Annotated in this window: 13 protein-coding genes; 6 read left to right on the top strand and 7 right to left on the bottom strand. The window is 73.6% G+C overall.

The window, feature by feature from the left end; translation table 11 throughout:
* The first annotated feature begins 49 nt into the window (after positions 1–49).
* Together upp and A6V29_RS00290 are read left to right on the top strand one after the other, a co-directional pair.
* Positions 50–673: a uracil phosphoribosyltransferase gene (upp, locus tag A6V29_RS00295; protein WP_137158423.1), complete on the top strand. Its 624-nt coding sequence runs from the start codon at positions 50–52 to the stop codon at positions 671–673.
* 3 nt (positions 674–676) lie between these two features.
* A complete protein-coding gene (locus A6V29_RS00290; RefSeq protein WP_137158422.1) occupies positions 677–1,567 on the top strand; it encodes a Gfo/Idh/MocA family protein in 891 nt (296 codons plus the stop codon).
* A gap of 10 nt (positions 1,568–1,577) precedes the next feature.
* Here A6V29_RS00290 and A6V29_RS00285 read toward each other — a convergent pair whose 3' ends face one another.
* The 7 genes from A6V29_RS00285 to A6V29_RS00255 all read right to left on the bottom strand — a co-directional run bounded on the left by A6V29_RS00285 (position 1,578) and on the right by A6V29_RS00255 (position 9,356).
* A complete protein-coding gene (locus tag A6V29_RS00285; protein WP_137158421.1) occupies positions 1,578–2,141 on the bottom strand; it encodes a dihydrofolate reductase family protein in 564 nt (187 codons plus the stop codon).
* An 85-nt stretch (positions 2,142–2,226) separates the two neighbouring features.
* Positions 2,227–4,305: an acyltransferase family protein gene (locus A6V29_RS00280; RefSeq protein WP_137158420.1), complete on the bottom strand. Its 2,079-nt coding sequence runs from the start codon at positions 4,303–4,305 to the stop codon at positions 2,227–2,229.
* Positions 4,306–4,507: 202 nt separating this feature from the next.
* On the bottom strand, positions 4,508–5,404 hold the full coding sequence (locus A6V29_RS00275; RefSeq protein WP_137158419.1) for a hypothetical protein: 897 nt from the start codon (positions 5,402–5,404) through the stop codon (positions 4,508–4,510).
* A 7-nt stretch (positions 5,405–5,411) separates the two neighbouring features.
* A complete protein-coding gene (locus A6V29_RS00270) occupies positions 5,412–5,990 on the bottom strand; it encodes a DUF6318 family protein (RefSeq protein WP_137158418.1) in 579 nt (192 codons plus the stop codon).
* 101 nt (positions 5,991–6,091) lie between these two features.
* A complete protein-coding gene (locus A6V29_RS00265) occupies positions 6,092–7,711 on the bottom strand; it encodes a phospho-sugar mutase (protein WP_137158417.1) in 1,620 nt (539 codons plus the stop codon).
* Positions 7,708–8,547, bottom strand: coding sequence for an NAD-dependent epimerase/dehydratase family protein (locus A6V29_RS00260; RefSeq protein ID WP_137158416.1), 840 nt, complete (start codon positions 8,545–8,547; stop codon positions 7,708–7,710). The genes A6V29_RS00265 and A6V29_RS00260 overlap by 4 nt, the downstream gene beginning before the upstream one ends.
* Positions 8,544–9,356 carry a purine-nucleoside phosphorylase gene (locus A6V29_RS00255; RefSeq protein WP_137158415.1) on the bottom strand — a complete coding sequence of 271 codons (813 nt, stop codon included), beginning with the start codon at positions 9,354–9,356 and terminating at the stop codon, positions 8,544–8,546. Before A6V29_RS00255 ends, A6V29_RS00260 begins: the two co-directional genes overlap by 4 nt.
* Positions 9,357–9,449: 93 nt before the next feature.
* On the opposite strand from A6V29_RS00255, the gene A6V29_RS00250 reads away from it, so the two are divergent.
* The 4 genes from A6V29_RS00250 to scpA are packed head-to-tail and all read left to right on the top strand — an operon-like array spanning position 9,450 to position 16,139.
* Entirely contained in the window at positions 9,450–10,655 is a 1,206-nt protein-coding gene (locus A6V29_RS00250) for a glutamate--cysteine ligase (protein WP_137158414.1), read from the top strand.
* Positions 10,652–11,920: an amidohydrolase gene (locus A6V29_RS00245; RefSeq protein WP_137158413.1), complete on the top strand. Its 1,269-nt coding sequence runs from the start codon at positions 10,652–10,654 to the stop codon at positions 11,918–11,920. Before A6V29_RS00250 ends, A6V29_RS00245 begins: the two co-directional genes overlap by 4 nt.
* A gap of 17 nt (positions 11,921–11,937) precedes the next feature.
* On the top strand, positions 11,938–13,914 hold the full coding sequence (locus A6V29_RS00240) for a methylmalonyl-CoA mutase family protein (protein WP_137158412.1): 1,977 nt from the start codon (positions 11,938–11,940) through the stop codon (positions 13,912–13,914).
* Positions 13,911–16,139 carry a methylmalonyl-CoA mutase gene (gene scpA, locus A6V29_RS00235; RefSeq protein WP_137158411.1) on the top strand — a complete coding sequence of 743 codons (2,229 nt, stop codon included), beginning with the start codon at positions 13,911–13,913 and terminating at the stop codon, positions 16,137–16,139. Before A6V29_RS00240 ends, scpA begins: the two co-directional genes overlap by 4 nt.
* The last annotated feature ends 23 nt before the right edge of the window (positions 16,140–16,162 follow it).

The raw sequence follows: 16,162 nt of genomic DNA, 5'->3' as shown, positions 1-16,162 counted from the left end.
CCGGTGGGAGACGTGGGCCACTCCCGACCCGGCCGATAGCGTGTCGAGCGTGCAGCTCACCGTCGTCGACCATCCGCTGGCCCGCGCCCGGCTGGCCCGCATGCGCGACGAGCGCACCGACAACGCCGCGTTCCGCGCCGCGCTGCGCGAGCTGACCCAGATGCTGGTGTACGAGGCCACCCGCGAGCTCGCGCTCGCCGAGGAGCCGATCCGGACTCCGGTGGTGGCGACGACGGGCTACCGGCTGGCCGCGCCCCCGCTGATCGTGCCGGTGCTGCGGGCCGGGCTGGGGATGGCCGACACCGCGCACGGGATGCTGCCCGAGGCGCAGATGGGCTTCGTCGGGCTGGCGCGCAACGAGGAGACCCTGCAGCCCGAGGCGTACATGGCCTCCCTGCCCGAGTCGCTGGTCGACCGGCACGTGTTCGTGCTCGACCCGATGCTGGCGACGGGGGGCTCGCTCGTGCACTGCTGCAGCCTGCTCACCGAGCGCGGGGCCACCGAGATCACGGTGCTCTGCGCGCTGGCCGCACCCGAGGGCATCGCGCGCCTGGAGGCCAGCGGCCTGCCGCTGCGGGTGTTCACCGCCAGCGTCGACGAGGGGCTGAACGACAAGGCGTACATCGTGCCGGGGCTCGGCGACGCGGGCGACCGCCAATTCGGCGCGGTCTGACCGATGCGCTTCGGCCTGCTCGGCACGGGCCACTGGGCCCGGACCGTGCACGCCCCCGCGCTCGCCGACCATCCCGCCGCGGACCTGGTCGGCGTCTGGGGCCGGGACCTGGGCCGTGCGAAGGCGCTGGGTGCGGAGTTCGACGTCCCCGGGTTCGGCGACCTCGACGAGCTGCTCGGCGCGGTCGACGCCGTGGCGATCGCCCTGCCGCCGGACGTGCAGGCCCCGCTGGCCGAGCGCGCGGCCGCGGCCGGCAAGCACCTCCTGCTGGACAAGCCGGTCGCCCTGTCGACCGCGGCCGCCGACCGGGTGGTGGCCGCGGCGCGCTCGGCCGGCGTCGCCACGATCGTCTTCTTCACGCTCCGGTTCCAGGCGGCGACGGCGTCCTGGCTGGCGCAGGCCGGCCGGACGCAGCTCGCCGGGGGAGCCGGCTCGTGGCTGGCCTCGGTGGCCGGGACCCCCTACGCCACCTCGGCCTGGCGTCAGGAACGGGGAGCGCTGTGGGACCTCGGGCCGCACGCGCTCTCGGTGCTCGTCCCTGCGTTGGGGGCGGTCGTCGCCGTCCAAGGTGGTACGGGACGCGGGGACACGGTGCACCTGGTGCTGACCCACGAGTCGGGAGCCGTCTCGACGGTCACGCTGTCGCTCACGGTGGCGCCGATGTCCACGGGCGTGGAGTTCTTCGTGCACGGCGACGCCGGCCGGCTGGTGCTGCTGCCGGAGGGCGGTTCTGCGGTGCCGGCGTTCGGTCTCGCCGTCGACGACCTGCTGGCGGCGGCGCTGACCGGCGGGTCGCACCCGTGCGACGTCGTCTTCGGCCGGGACGTCGTCGCGGTGCTGGAGACCGCCGCGCGTGCGCTGGGGTCCGGGTGCCGGGAGTCCGTCGGCCGGTGACGGGGCCCGGTCAGCGGACCCGTTCGTAGCGGAGCATGACGACGCCGTTGCCGAAGGCCCGGCTCTCGACGAGCCGCAGGTCGGTGGGCGTCTCGCTGGGCCCGAACATCCGGCGTCCCTGGCCGAGCAGCACCGGGTTCACGAACACCCGGTACTCGTCGATGAGGTCGTGCGCCCGGAACGCCGCGGCCAGGTCGGGACCGCCGACCACCATGTCACCACCGGCCTGGGCCTGGAGCGCTCGGACCTCCTCGGGGACCACGTCGCGGACCACGGTGGCGTTGGGCCCGACCGTGTCGAGGGTGCGCGAGTAGACGACCTTCGGCATGTCCCGCCAGATCCGCGCGAACTCGACCTCGGCCGGTGAGGCCTCGGGGTTCTCGTCCGCGGTCGGCCAGTAGGCCTCCATGAGCTCGTAGGTGACCCGGCCCTCGAGGAAGGCGCTGCTGGTCGCGAGCTCCCGGTTGAAGAAGGTGTGCAGCTCCTCGTCGACGCGGTGCCAGCTGATGTCGGCGTCCGGCCCCTCGAAGAAGCCGTCGAGCGACACCCCGAGGTGGAAGATGATCCTGTGCATGCCGTGACCTCCCGGTGGGCCGGTCGGCCCTCGACGGGTGAGACCGGCCGCGGGCGCCCGACTCATCGGTGCATCGGGGTGGCGATCACCAGTCGATGACCGACAGCAGGTCTTCCCGGAACTGTGCGGTGACCGTGCGCATGTACGTGCCGGTGACATGGGTGCTGTCCATGTAGACGCGGATGTTGCCCACGAGCGCGGGACACACCTCGTCGAGGCAGAAGTAGCGGCTGGTGTCCAGCAGGGCGACTCCCGCCGGTAGCCGATCGGCGACCGACTCGAGCAGGTCGTCGTCGTAGACGGAGGCGCGCGGGACTGCGCACTGCTCCGAGTCCTCACCCCACCGGGCCATGCAGTCGGGCACGTCCTCCACGTGCCGCGGGCTGCCCCGCAGTCCGATGATCCGCAGGCCGGCGTCCGAGAGGGTCCGCCATGCCTGGAGGTAGCCGTCGGGCAGCCACTCGCTGTCCTCCCCGGGAGCGGTGCGGGTGCCCGTCGACAGCACGAGATCGGGCTGCAGGGCGACGATCCGCTCGACCAGCCGCTCCTGCCAGGCGACGCATTCGTCGTACCCCGGGTCGTCCTCGGAGAGGAACTCCGATCCGGCCGACAGGGTGCAGCCGCCGCGGATGATGGACACGACCTGCCAGTCCTCCTCCTCCGCGATCGCCGCGACCGGAGGCAGCCACTGCGCGGCGTGCGAGTCCCCGACGACGGCGACCCGTCGCGTCCTGTCGTCGTCGCCGAGGACGCAGGTCTCCATCTCCACTGGTGCGGGATCACCGTTCCGGACCTCCGTGGTGCAGGTCGCCTCCGGCGGGAGCCACGGCCAGTCCTCGCGGATCAGCATCCGGGGCGGCAGCGGGGCCACACCCGGCACACCGCCGGTGGTCACCTCCCGTGTCCGGAGTGCGTCGGCCCCCGGGTACGCCGGGTCGGCGGCGACGGCCGCGATGCGGTCGGCCTGCCGCTCGATCCAGGTGGTCGCCGCCAGTCCGCCGGACGCGAGCGGCGCCGCGCAGGCGGCGACGGCGGCCAGTGCCAGCAGCGGGCGGCGTGCGCGCAGGCGCTCGGCGGTGGGCCGTTCGACGAGCCGGTAGGTCACCGCAGCCAGGAGGACGGAGAGGCCGAGGATGACCGTCGCCCCGACGGCCGACGGTGTCTCGCGGTTCTCGAGGACGAGGTAGAGGACGAGAACCGGCCAGTGCCACAGGTACAGGGCGTACGAGCGGGCCCCCAGCCACCGCATGGCCGGGAGGGACAGGAACCGGTGGGCACCCGCGGGCCCGCCGTGGTGGGCGGCCACGATGACGGCGACCGCTGACAGCACCGGCCAGGCGGCCTGCCAGCCGGGGAACTGCCGCGCACCGTCGAGCAGCGCGCCGCAGCTCACCAGGGCGAGCACGCCGCCCCAGCCCAGGACGGCGGCGACCGGCGCGGACGGCCGGACGCGGGTGAGCAGCAGCGCGGCCAGTGCGCCGGCCCCGAGCTCCCACAGTCGGGGGAGCATGGAGAAGTAGGCGACCTGCTGGTCGGCCTGCGTGGTGTGGATCGACCAGAGCAGGGACGCGCCCGTGACGAGCGCGACGGCGGCGGTGGCGATCCGGTGGCCGTGCCGGGCCCACGGGCTCCGCCGGACCAGGAGGACCCCGAGCCAGGCCAGCACCGGGGCGGCGACCAGCACCTGCACCTGGATCGACAGCGACCAGAACTGCTGCATCGGGCTGGCCAGAGCGTTGCTCGCCGAGTAGTCGACCGCCTCGCGGACGAGGAGGTGGTTCTCGGTGAAGGTCATGGACGCGACCAGGTGGCTCGCGAGCTCGCGCCAGCGGTTCTCGGGCATCACCCACAGTCCGGCGCTCGTGGTCCCGGCGAGGACGACGGCGGCGGTGGGGACGAGGCGGCTGAGCGTGCGGCTGACCGACTGCAGGGGAGCCAGTTCGCCCGTGCGCCGCAGCTGCCCGGAGATGCCGAAGACGAGGAAGAAGCCGCTCAGCGCGAGGAAGACGTCCACACCGCCGGAGACGCGACCGCTGAACACGTGATAGGCGACGACCAGCGAGACCGCGAGCGCACGGAGACCGTCGATCTCGGCGCGGTGCCGTCGCGTCGCACCGAGGTCGGAGCGGTGGCCGGCGGTGTCGGCGAGGGCAGGTGCGTGCATCGGTGCGTGTCAGATCCCGGCGTGGACGTGTCCTGGTGCCGCTGGGCATTCCGGAGGCGGCCTGTCGGTGCCCAGCGGCGCCGAGGCGAGCGCACGGTGGCGGGCGGCGTCCACGCTACGTGGGCGAGCGGCGCCGGGCTGCGATGTGCAGACCGGCGTGTGACGGACGGGTCCGCCGCGCGCGAGGATGCGGCCGGGAGAGTCAGTCGAACGGATTGGTGAGGACCGGGCGGGCCTGGAGGACGTCGAAGGTGACTGGTTCGCCGTCGGTGGTGGTACTGCCCGGGACAGGGACGGTGGTGCCGCCGTCGATGCGGAAGGTGGCCGTCCACGTGGTGGTGAGCGACGCGGTGTACGTGCCGCTGGCGTAGTCGTGGCTGATCGTGTGGTCGGGGTAGGGGGCGCCGGGACCGGTGGTGGTGAGCGCGGTGCCGTCGCCGGTGTGCCAGGTGAAGCCGGTAGCGCGGGCGGCGATCTCGACGGTGAAGCCGCGGATGTCGAGGGTGAAGGTCTGGGTTGTGGGGCCGTCGGTGAAGAAGATGACCGGCAGGCCGACCAGTCCGTCGCCGGGTGGTTGCTGGCGGGTCGGGAGCTGAGGGAGCGGCAGCGTGCGGAAGTAGCGGAACACCTCGTCGGGTGATGGCGGCGGGTTCAGCGCCGTGACGTCGACGCACCGCCTGGCCGTCTCCTGCCAGCCGCCGACCTGCTGACCCGGACTGCTTCCCGGCGGTGGGATGAACCCGTCTGCGGTGGTGCCGTCACCGAGGACGAGCCGCCTGCGTTCGACGACGTAGTAGTTGACAACCCGTCCGGGCGCGGCGTCGCAGACCTGGAAGTCCGTCGGTCGACAGGCGCCGATGTCTTCGTCGCTGACGGCGCAGGGGTTCCGGAGCCGGTAGGTGTAGGGATGCTCCGGCGGAGCCGCGTTGCTGGCCGCCCAACTGCTGCCCGAGGAATCGACATAGGTGGCCGTGAGCGCTCCGTTGCCAACTCCCACCTGCGGCTCGTCACAGGCCCACAAGTTGCAGGCGGCGTCTGCAGTAGATGGCGTCAGCAGAAGACAGGAGACGGCGACCGCACTGGCGAACAGGCGCTTCATGGTCCGGCTAACCGATGGTCAGGCTATCGACGGTCCACGAACGTAGATCGTCCCGCCACTCTAAGAACATGCCGGATTGGAGCTCTCCAGTGGCTGGTGCAGAACGCGACGGAACCTCCTGTCCATCTGCGTCCACCACCTTATAGGCGCTCTGGGAGTAGACGAATCCCACCTCCGCCGCATCGCCATCCAGCCGCGGAAGCGCGTACTCCGCGAATGTCATCGAGCCACCCACGTGGCGATACCCCGCTGCGACATCTTGCTTCAGCGAGCTGATGACTTGCTGACACAAGTCGCAACTAGCGCTTAGCTGTCCGAGCGCCTCTGGTGGCGCGTTGCCGGAACCAATTTCGATCCCAAGTTGGAGGTAGTACTCGGCGAACGCGAGGGCACCCTCCGGGGTCTTCTCGCGTGCATCCGGAGGCACCGGGAACGAGTCGGGTCCCAGCGACGGTAGGTCCTCGCCGGGCGCGGCGCTGCTCGCCGGCGGCAGGCTTTCGCTCGCTTCTTGCTCCTCGGAGCAGCCACTCAGCAGGACCGCCGCTACGACGGCGACGGACAACCGCATGGTCCAGCGTCGCGCCACGTCGTCACTCCCCGAGTTGATCACCGGTCGCGGGGAGACTACGCAGAACCGGAATCCGGCGGCACGTCAGCTGTGGACAACCACCCGATCGCTCCACGGGCTCAGAGGCCCAGTGCGGCCGACATCTCCGCACGCAGTTGGTCCAGTTCGTCCTCGCCGCGCCCGCGCGCGGCGATCAGGCCGGCGTCCTCGTGCACCGGGACCACCGTCTCCAGGTACGCCTTGAGCTTCGGCTCGGTGCCGCTGGGACGCACGATCACGCGCACCCCGTCGCCGAGCAGCCGCACCGCGTCCACCGACGGCGTCTCGTCGGCGAGGTCGGCGAACACCACCGGCCGCCCGAGGAGGATAACCGGCGGTGCCGAGCGCACCCGCGCCATCGCAGCTGCGATCACCGCCGGATCCGGCACCCGCACCGACAGCTGCCCCGTCACGAACAGCGCGTGCTCCCGCGCCAGCTCGTCGAGCCGGTCCAGCAGCGTCCGTCCCGACGCGCCGAGCTCGGCGGTCAGCAGCGCCACCGCCAGCGCCGCCGAGACGCCGTCCTTGTCCCGCACGACCGATGGCGCCACCGCGTAGCCCAGCGCTTCCTCGTACCCGTACACCAGCGGCGCGGCCGGCGAGCCCGCTCGCACGATCCACTTGAAGCCGGTCGGGGTCTCCGCGGTCGGCTGGCCGGCGGCCTCCGCGACCACGTGCATCAGCGATCCGCTCACCAGGGACGACGCGTACGTGCCCTGCACACCCCGGCGCAGCAGCCAGTCGGCCAGCAGCGCCCCGACCTCGTCCCCGGTCAGCTGCCGCCCGCCGCAGACGACGGCGCATCGGTCGGCGTCCGGGTCCTGGGCGATCGCGACGTCCGCGCCGATCCGCTCGGCGAGCGCCGTCAGGAGGTCGGTCGCGCCCGGCTCCTCCGGGTTCGGGAAGGGGACGGTGGGGAACGCCGGGTCCGGGGTGCCCTGCTCAGTCACGCTCACCGGAGCGGCCAGCCCGGCGGCGGCGAACACCGCCCTCGTCGTCGCGGCACCCACGCCGTGCAGAGCGGTGTAGGCGACCGTCAGCGACCCGCGCGAGGGCACCCGCGCCGGCTCCAGCGCCGCCACCACCGCGGCCACGTAGTCCGCCTCGACGTCGTCGCCGAGCGTCGACCACCCGTCGGCGAGCTGAACCTCTCGCGCCGGTCCGGCTGCCGCGATCGCCGCCTCGATCTCCCGGTCGGCCGGGGGCACCAGCTGCGCGCCGTCGGCCAGGTAGACCTTGTAGCCGTTGTCGTCGGGCGGGTTGTGGCTGGCGGTCACCATCACGCCGGCCACGCACTCCAGGTGCCGGACGGCGAAGGCCAGCACCGGCGTGGGCAGCGGCCGCGGCAGCACCCGGACGGCGAATCCCGCGGCGGCCAGCACTCCCGCCGAGATCCGGGCGAACTCGTCGGAGCGCCGGCGGGCGTCGAAGCCGATCACGACACCGCCCCCGCCGTGACCTGCGGCGGTCAGCCAGGAGCCCAGCCCGGCCGCCGCGCGGGTGACCACGGCGGCGTTCATCCCCGCCGGTCCGGCGCGCAGCGGTCCGCGCAACCCAGCCGTGCCGAAGGCGAGCGGCGCGGCGAACCGGCGGGCCAGCTCGGCGGTGTCCTCCGCCGCGACGAGCGCCTCGAGCTCGGCCCGATCGCCCGGATGCGGATCGGCCGCCGCCCAGGCCCGGGCCTCGTCGAGCAGCGTCACCCCCGCTCCTCGGGGACCTCGGCGTCGAAGATCTCGGTCGCGTACTCGCCGCCCACCCGCCCGTGCACCGGGTCGGCGAGGTCGGGCTCGCCGTGCGCCGCGACGAGCGCCTCCGCGTAGCCCTCCGCGTCGTCGGCCGGCTCGTACCCCAGCTCCCGCGCGGCGGTGAGGTCCCACCAGTTGCGGGTGTTGGCCGAGACCCCCCACACGATCCGGAACCCGGGGGAGGGGGCGGTCAGCGTCGCGTCGATCAGGCGCAGGGTGTCGCCGGGGGAGAGCCAGGTGGACAGGTGCCGGGTCGAGGTCGGCTCGGGAAATGCGCTCCCGATCCGCAGGCACACCACGTCGAGGCCGTACCTGTCGGCGTACAGCGAGCCGAGGGCCTCCATGGCCACCTTGGAGACGCCGTAGTACGTGTCCGGCCGCGGAGGCGCGTCCACCTCCCGCAGCAGTCCGCCGTCGGGCCGCGGCGTGTACCCGGTGGCGTGGTTGCTGCTGGCCAGGACCACCCGGCCGACCCCGGCCCGCCGCGCGGCCTCCAGCGCGCAGTAGGTGCTGTCGATGTTGGTGTGCGAGATCGCCGGCCAAGTCGACTCGGTCGCGATGCCCGCCAGGTGCACGACGGCGGTGACGCCGCGGGCCGCGTCGACCATGGCCGCGAGGTCGGTCGCGTCGGCCACGAGGTGCTCCTCGCCCGGCTCCGGTGAGTCCACCGGGACGACGTCGAGGTTGCGCACCGCCCAGTCGCGCTGCGGGAGCCCGTGCCGGAGCACGGTCCCGAGCAGCCCCGCGGCGCCGGTCACGAGGACGAGGCCCTTGGGCGCGTCCGCGGTCACCGGGGCAGCCGACCGACGAACTCGACCAGGAACCGCCCCAGCGGACCGGCGGCGGCCGCACCGGCCGCCACGACCTCGTCCGCGTCGAGCGCCTCTCCGGTGACGCCGGCGGCCGCATTGCTGACCAGTGACATCCCGAACACCTCCAGTCCGGCCGCCCGGGCGGCGATCGCCTCCAGCGCCGTCGACATCCCCACGAGGTCGGCGCCCATCGTCCGCAGCATCCGGATCTCCGCCGGCGTCTCGTAGTGCGGACCGGGGAGCGCGGCGTAGACGCCCTCGGTCAGCGTCGGGTCGATCTCGCGCGCGAGCGCGCGCAGGCGCGAGGAGTAGAGGTCGGTGAGGTCGACGAACTCCGCCCCGACCAGCGGAGACCGCGCGGTCAGGTTGAGGTGGTCGGAGATGACGACGGGCCGGCCCACCCGGTGCTCCGGGGACAGCCCCCCGGCGGCGTTGGTGAGCACGACGGTGCGCACGCCGGCCGCCGCCGCGGTCCGCACCCCGTGCACCACCGGCTCCACGCCGCGGCCCTCGTAGAGATGGGTCCGTCCCAGGAAGAGCAGCACGCGGCGCTCGCCGACCCGCACCGAGCGCACCTCGCCGCCCTGACCCACCGCCGTCGGCGCCTCGAACCCGGGCAGCTCGCCGATGGCGACGGCGTAGTCGGCCGGGCCGAACGCGTCGGCCGCGGGCGCCCAGCCCGACCCCATGACGACGGCGACGTCGTGCGGTCCGCCGAGCGCGGTGGTGAGGTCGTCGGCCGCGAGCGCGGCGAGGGACCGGGGATCGCCGGCCGGCTGCTGTTCCACGGCAGGACGCTAACGCGGGGGCCCGATCCACCGCTCGGGTGATCGTCGCCGTCCGCCGCGTGGCCGGGCGCCCACCTCCCTAGACTTCCGTAGGTGGAGATCCCCTTCCGGTCGTCCGAGCGCGCCAGTCTGGGCGTGGAGTGGGAGCTGCAGCTCGTCGACCTGACCACGGGCGAGCTCTCCGCGGGCGCCATCGAGATCCTCGAGGAGCTGCGGCCGGACGGCGCCGACGAGCACCCGAAGGCCAAGCACGAGCTGCTGCAGTCGACGGTCGAGATCATCACCGGCATCTGCACCACCGTGGCCGAGGCCAAGGACGACCTCGCCGGCACGCTCGCCGAGGTGGCCGCGGCGGCCGAGCAGCGCGGGCTGGGGCTGCTGTGCGCGGGCACCCATCCGTTCAGCGACTGGCAGACCCAGGCGATCTCGCCGAAGGAGCGATACCTCGAGCTCGTCGAGCGGATGCAGTGGATGGCCCGCCGCATGCAGATCTTCGGCGTGCACGTGCACGTGGGCATCCGCGCGCCGGAGAAGGCGATCCCCATCGTGAACGCGCTGTGCCAGTACATCCCGCACTTCCTCGCGCTGTCGGCGTCCTCCCCGTACTGGGTCGGCTGCGACACCGGCCTCGCGTCCTCCCGTACCAAGATCTTCGAGGGCATGCCGACGGCCGGGCTGCCCTACCAGCTGGCGGGGTGGGACGAGTTCGAGGAGTACATGGAGACGCTGATCTCGACCAAGGCGATCGAGAGCGTCCGCGAGGTGTGGTGGGACGTGCGGCCGCACCCCGACTTCGGCACCGTCGAGCTGCGCATCTGCGACGGCCTGCCCACTCTCGACGAGATCGGCGCGGTGGCCGCGCTGGCGCAGTGCCTGGTCGAGCAGTTCGACCACCAGCTCGACCGCGGCTACACGCTGCCCACCCCGGCCTCCTGGGTGCTGCGCGAGAACAAGTGGCGGGCGGCCCGCTACGGCCTGGACGCCGACATCGTCGTCGACGAGAAGGGCACCGTGCAGCCGGTGCGGCAGGCGATCGTCGAGCTGGTCGAGGAGCTGCGGCCGACGGCGAAACGGCTGGGCTGCGAGGCCGAGCTCGAGGACGTGCTCCGGGTGCTGGCCGTCGGCGCCTCCTACCAGCGGCAGCGAGCGGTCGCCGCCGAGCACGACGGCGACCTGCGGCCGGTCGTGGACAGCCTGCTGGCCGAGCTCCGGGACGGCCTGCCCGCCACCGGACCCGCCGGGCGGCCTCCCCAGCCGACGCCCGGACCGGGGGAGTGCGCCGGGGGGCACGCGGCGTGACACCGGTGGTCGAGAAGCTCAGCACCGCTGTCGACGACTGGGTCCAGGAGCACACCCCGCGGCTGATCGCGGTGCGGCGGCACCTGCACGCCCATCCCGAGGTGGCCTACGCCGAGGTGGAGACGACGTCCTTCCTCGAGCAGCGGCTGCGCGAGGCGGGGCTCGCGCCGCGTCGCCTGCCCATCGGCACCGGGCTGGTCGTCGACGTGGGGGACGGCCCCGGCCCGACTGTCGTGCTGCGCGGCGACATCGACGCCCTTCCGCTGGTCGACCTCAAGGACGTGCCCTACGCCTCCACCCGCGAGGGGATGTGCCACGCCTGCGGCCACGACGTGCACACCACGGTGGTCCTGGGCGCGGCCCTGGCACTGGCGGAGCTCGACGGACTCTCCGGCCGGGTGCGCTGCGTCTTCCAGCCGGCGGAGGAGACGGTGCCCGGCGGCGCGGTCGAGGTGGTCGCTGCCGGCGTGCTGGACGGTGCCTCCCGAGCGTTCGCCCTGCACTGCGACCCCTCGGTGCCGGTGGGCCGGATCGGCCTGCGCACGGGCGCCATCACCGCCGCCTGCGACCGCATCGACGTCACGCTCACCGGACCGGGCGGGCATACCGCCCGGCCGCACCTCACCGTCGACCTCGTCGACGCCCTCGGCCGGCTCATCACCGACCTGCCCGGGCTGCTGTCCCGGCAGGTGGACCCGCGCTCGGGCATGTCGCTGGTCTGGGGCTCCGTGGACGCCGGTGCGGCGGCCAACGCCATCCCGCAGCGTGGCACGCTGCGCGGGACGGTCCGGGTGCTGGACCGCGACGCGTGGCAGGGGGCCGAGGCGCTGCTGCGCTCGCTGGTCACCCGGGTCGTCGCCGCCACCGGTGCGGACGTGGAGGTCGACTACGTCCGCGGCGTACCGCCCGTGGTGAACGAGCCGCGGTCGGTCGCGCTGCTCCGCGCGGCCGCCCTGGAGACCGTCGGCAGCGATGCGGTCGTGCAGTCCCCGCAGAGCATGGGCGGGGAGGACTTCGGCTGGTTCGCCGACGTCCTGCCCATCGCCCTGGCCCGGCTGGGCACCCACGGTGGAGGTGAGCCGCTGGACCTGCACCGCGGCACCTTCGACGTCGACGAGCGGGCCATCGCCGTCGGCGTCCGCCTGCTGGCACGCACCGCGCTGCACGCGCTCGAGGCCGACGCCGAGCCGCCCACTGCCGGCCCCGTGCCACCCGGCCGTGCTGGCCAGGCGGCCTCCGGGAGACACTTCAGGCAGACGAGCTGACGAGGAGCCCCCCGAGGATGAGTTCCACCGACCAGCAGAGCACCGCGCCGGCCGACGCCGAGGTGCCCAGCGAGCACGAGGTCCCCGACGACCTCGCCCTGGCCGCCGAGTTCGACGCGGTCACGCTCGACCAGTGGCGCGACCTGGTCGCCGGTGTGCTGCGGAAGGCCGGCCGCGAGGACCTGCCCGAGCACGTCGAGGACGCGCTCCGCCGCCCGGTCGCCCCGGGCGTCACCGTGGCGCCGCTCTACACCGCCGCCGACGTCGGCGACCTGCCGCGCGCCGTCGGCGTGCCCGGGCTGCCGCCGTTCGTCCGGGGCGCGCGCGCCGGTGGCGGTCCGGCCGGCTCGGCCGAGGTGTCCGCCTCCGGAGGTGCCGAGGGTGGGGCGCCCGGTGGCTGGGACGTCCGGCAGCGGCACGCCCATCCCGACGTCGCCGTCACCAAGGAGGCGATCGCCGCCGACCTGGAGAACGGCGTCACCTCGCTGTGGCTGGTCGTCGGCGAGGAGGCGATCCCGGCCGACCGGCTCGGCGACGTGCTCTTCGACGTCTACCTCGACCTCGCGCCCGTCAGCCTCACCGGTGTCGGGGCGGGCGGGGGAGTCGCGGCGGCCGAGGCGTTCCTCGCCCTCGTCGAGGGCCGCGACGACCTGGCTCCCGGCGGCTCGCTCGGCCTGGACCCGCTGGGCGAGCACGCCGCCACCGGGCAGCCCCAGGACCTGGGCGGGCTCGCCGGCCTCGCCCGTCGTGCGGCCACGCATGCCGGGCTGCGCGCCGTCGTCGTCGACGGCACCGTCTTCCACGACGCCGGCGCGTCGGCCGTCGAGGAGCTCGGCTGCTCGCTGGCTGCCGGGGTCGCCTACCTGCGCGCCCTCACCGAGGCCGGGCTGGGCGTGGACGAGGCGTTCGGCCAGCTGGAGTTCCGCTACGCGGCGAGCGCCGACCAGTTCACGACCATCGCCGCGCTGCGCGCCGCCCGGCGGCTCTGGGACCGGGTCGGCGAGGTCAGCGGTGCCTCGGCCGAGGCGCGCGCGCAGCGCCAGCACGCGGTCACGTCGTCGGTGATGACGACGAAGCGCGACCCGTGGGTGAACATGCTGCGCACGACCGTCGCCTGCTTCGCCGCCGGCGTCGGCGGGGCCGACGTCGTCACGGTGCAGCCGTTCGACGCCGCGCTCGGCCTGCCCGACTCGTTCTCCCGCCGCATCGCCCGCAACACGCAGAGCCTGCTGGTGGAGGAGGGACACCTCGGTCGCGTCCTCGACCCGGCCGGTGGCTCCTGGTACGTCGAGTCGCTCACCGACGAGCTGGCCCGCGCCGCGTGGGACTGGTTCACCGAGATCGAGCGGGCCGGCGGCCTGGCCGCCGCCCTGGACTCCGGCCTGGTCCGCGACCGGATCGCCGCCGCCTGGGACGCCCGCGCGAAGCGGCTGGCCACCCGCGCCGACGCGATCACCGGGGTCAGCGAGTTCCCCAACCTGCATGAGTTGCTGCCGGAGCGGCAGCCGGCGGCGGAGCTGCACCGCGGCGGCGGACTGCCCCGCGTCCGCGCCGCCCAGGAGTACGAGGCGCTGCGGGACGCCGCGGACGCCGCGGCCGAGCGGCCGCAGGTCTACCTCGCCACGATCGGCCCGATCGCGCGGCACACGGCCCGCGCGAGCTTCGCGGGCAACCTGTTCCAGGCGGGCGGCGTCGCCACGCCCTCGGGCGACGGCGCCTCGGGTCTGTCGGAGTCCGGGACGACGGTGGCCTGCATCTGCGGCACGGACAAGGACTACGCGGAGAACGCGGCCGGCCTGGCCGCGGAGCTGCGGGCAGCCGGTGCCACGCAGGTGTGGCTGGCCGGCAAGCCCGACCTCGCCGTCGACGGGGTCGACGGCTACGTGTACGCCGGATGCGACGCCCTGGACGTGCTCCGCACCGTCCACGCGCAGCTGGGCCTAGGGGCAGAAATGGCCATTTCTGCCCCTTCCGCGGAAGGAGTGCAGGCATGACCGCCATCCCCGACTTCGGCGACGTCGAGCTGGGCCGCCCGGCCGCCACCGCATCGGCGGACGACTGGGCCAAGGCGTTCGAGGAGACGACTGGCCGCGGCGTCGAGGAGGCGGCCTGGGAGACCCCCGAAGGCATCGCCGTCCCGCCGCTGTTCACCCCCGACCACCTCGAGGGGCTGGACTTCCTCGAGACCCTGCCCGGGCTCCCGCCGTTCCTGCGCGGGCCCTACCCGACGATGTACACGACCCAGCCGTGGACCGTCCGGCAGTACGCCGGCTTCTCCACCGCCGCGGAGTCCAACGCCTTCTACCGCCGCAACCTGGCCGCGGGTCAGAAGGGCCTGTCGGTCGCGTTCGACCTGCCCACCCACCGCGGGTACGACTCGGACCACCCGCGGGTGGTCGGCGACGTCGGCATGGCCGGCGTGGCGATCGACTCGATCCTGGACATGCGGCAGCTATTCGACGGGATCCCGCTGGACAAGATGAGCGTCTCGATGACGATGAACGGCGCGGTGCTCCCGGTGCTCGCGCTCTACATCGTCGCGGCCGAGGAGCAGGGCGTCGCGCCCGAGCAGCTCACCGGCACGATCCAGAACGACATCCTCAAAGAGTTCATGGTGCGGAACACCTACATCTATCCGCCCAAGCCCTCGATGCAGCTGATCAGCGACATCTTCGCGTACACCTCGCAGCAGATGCCGCGCTTCAACTCGATCTCGATCTCCGGCTACCACATCCAGGAGGCCGGAGCGACGGCCGACCTGGAGCTGGCCTACACGCTGGCCGACGGCGTCGAGTACCTGAAGGCCGGCAAGGACGCCGGGATGGACGTCGACGCGTTCGCCCCGCGGCTGAGTTTCTTCTGGGCCATCGGCATGAACTTCTTCATGGAGGTCGCGAAGCTGCGCGCCGGGCGGCTGCTGTGGGCGAAGCTCGTCCGCGAGGCCGGGGCGACCAACCCCAAGTCGCTGTCGCTGCGCACCCACTCGCAGACGTCGGGCTGGTCGCTGACTGCGCAGGACGTCTACAACAACGTCGTCCGCACGTGCCTCGAGGCGATGGCCGCCACCCAGGGGCACACCCAGTCCCTGCACACCAACGCGCTGGACGAGGCGCTGGCCCTGCCCACCGACTTCTCCGCTCGCATCGCCCGCAACACCCAGCTGCTGCTGCAGCAGGAGTCGGGCACGACCCGGGTCATCGACCCGTGGGGCGGGTCGGCGTACGTCGAGAAGCTCACCTACGACCTGGCCCGCCGGGCGTGGGCGCACATCCAGGAGGTCACCGAGGCCGGCGGCATGGCGCAGGCCATCGACGACGGCATCCCGAAGCTGCGCATCGAGGAGGCCGCTGCCCGCACCCAGGCCCGCATCGACTCCGGCCGGCAGCCGGTCATCGGCGTGAACAAGTACCGCGTCGACGCCGACGAGGCGATCGAGGTGCTCAAGGTCGACAACGCCGACGTGCTGGCCCAGCAGAAGACCAAGCTCGACCAGCTGCGCGCCGAGCGCGACGGCGGGGCGGTGACCGAGACGCTGCGCCGGCTCACCGACGCCGCCCGCGCCGCCGCCGAAGGCCGCCGCGACGGCGGACTGGACTCGAACCTGCTCAAGCTGGCCGTCGACGCGGCCCGCGCCAAGGCGACCGTCGGTGAGATCTCCGACGCGCTCGAGGAGGTCTACGGACGGCACGCCGGTCAGGTCCGCACCATCTCGGGGGTGTACCGGGACGAGGCGATGGCCGGGCGCACGTCGGGAGAGGACAGCCCCATGGAGCAGACCCGCCGCCTGGCGGAGGAGTTCGAGGAGGCCGAGGGCCGGCGGCCCCGCATCCTGGTCGCCAAGATGGGCCAGGACGGCCACGACCGCGGCCAGAAGGTGATCGCGACGGCCTTCGCCGACCTCGGCTTCGACGTCGACGTCGGCCCGCTGTTCCAGACGCCGGACGAGGTCGCCCGGCAGGCGGTCGAGGCCGACGTGCACGTCGTCGGCGTCTCCTCGCTCGCCGCCGGCCACCTCACGCTCGTGCCGGCGCTGAAGCAGGCGCTGGCCGACCTCGGTGCCGACGACGTGCTGATCGTCGTCGGCGGCGTCATCCCGCCGGACGACGTCCCGACGCTCCGCGAGATGGGCGCCGCCGCGGTGTTCCCGCCGGGGACCGTCATCGCCGAGGCCGCCCAGGAGCTGCTCCGGACCCTGTCGCAGCGCCTCGGCCACTCGTGAGAAGGGCCAAAAGCGTGCTTTTG

The organism is Blastococcus sp. CCUG 61487 (assembly GCF_005222955.1).
Lineage (GTDB): Bacteria > Actinomycetota > Actinomycetes > Mycobacteriales > Geodermatophilaceae > Blastococcus.
Note: the sequence above shows the minus strand (reverse complement) of the source record. Positions and strands in the feature narration are given on the sequence as shown.

Excerpts from the sequence above, each read along its gene's own strand:
- A6V29_RS00290 (WP_137158422.1), top strand. The coding sequence starts at position 677 with ATGCGCTTCGGCCTGCTCGGCACGGGCCACTGGGCCCGGACCGTGCAC.
- A6V29_RS00285 (WP_137158421.1), bottom strand. The coding sequence starts at position 2,141 with ATGCACAGGATCATCTTCCACCTCGGGGTGTCGCTCGACGGCTTCTTC.
- A6V29_RS00280 (WP_137158420.1), bottom strand. The coding sequence starts at position 4,305 with ATGCACGCACCTGCCCTCGCCGACACCGCCGGCCACCGCTCCGACCTC.
- A6V29_RS00275 (WP_137158419.1), bottom strand. The coding sequence starts at position 5,404 with ATGAAGCGCCTGTTCGCCAGTGCGGTCGCCGTCTCCTGTCTTCTGCTG.
- A6V29_RS00240 (WP_137158412.1), top strand. The coding sequence starts at position 11,938 with ATGAGTTCCACCGACCAGCAGAGCACCGCGCCGGCCGACGCCGAGGTG.
- scpA (WP_137158411.1), top strand. The coding sequence starts at position 13,911 with ATGACCGCCATCCCCGACTTCGGCGACGTCGAGCTGGGCCGCCCGGCC.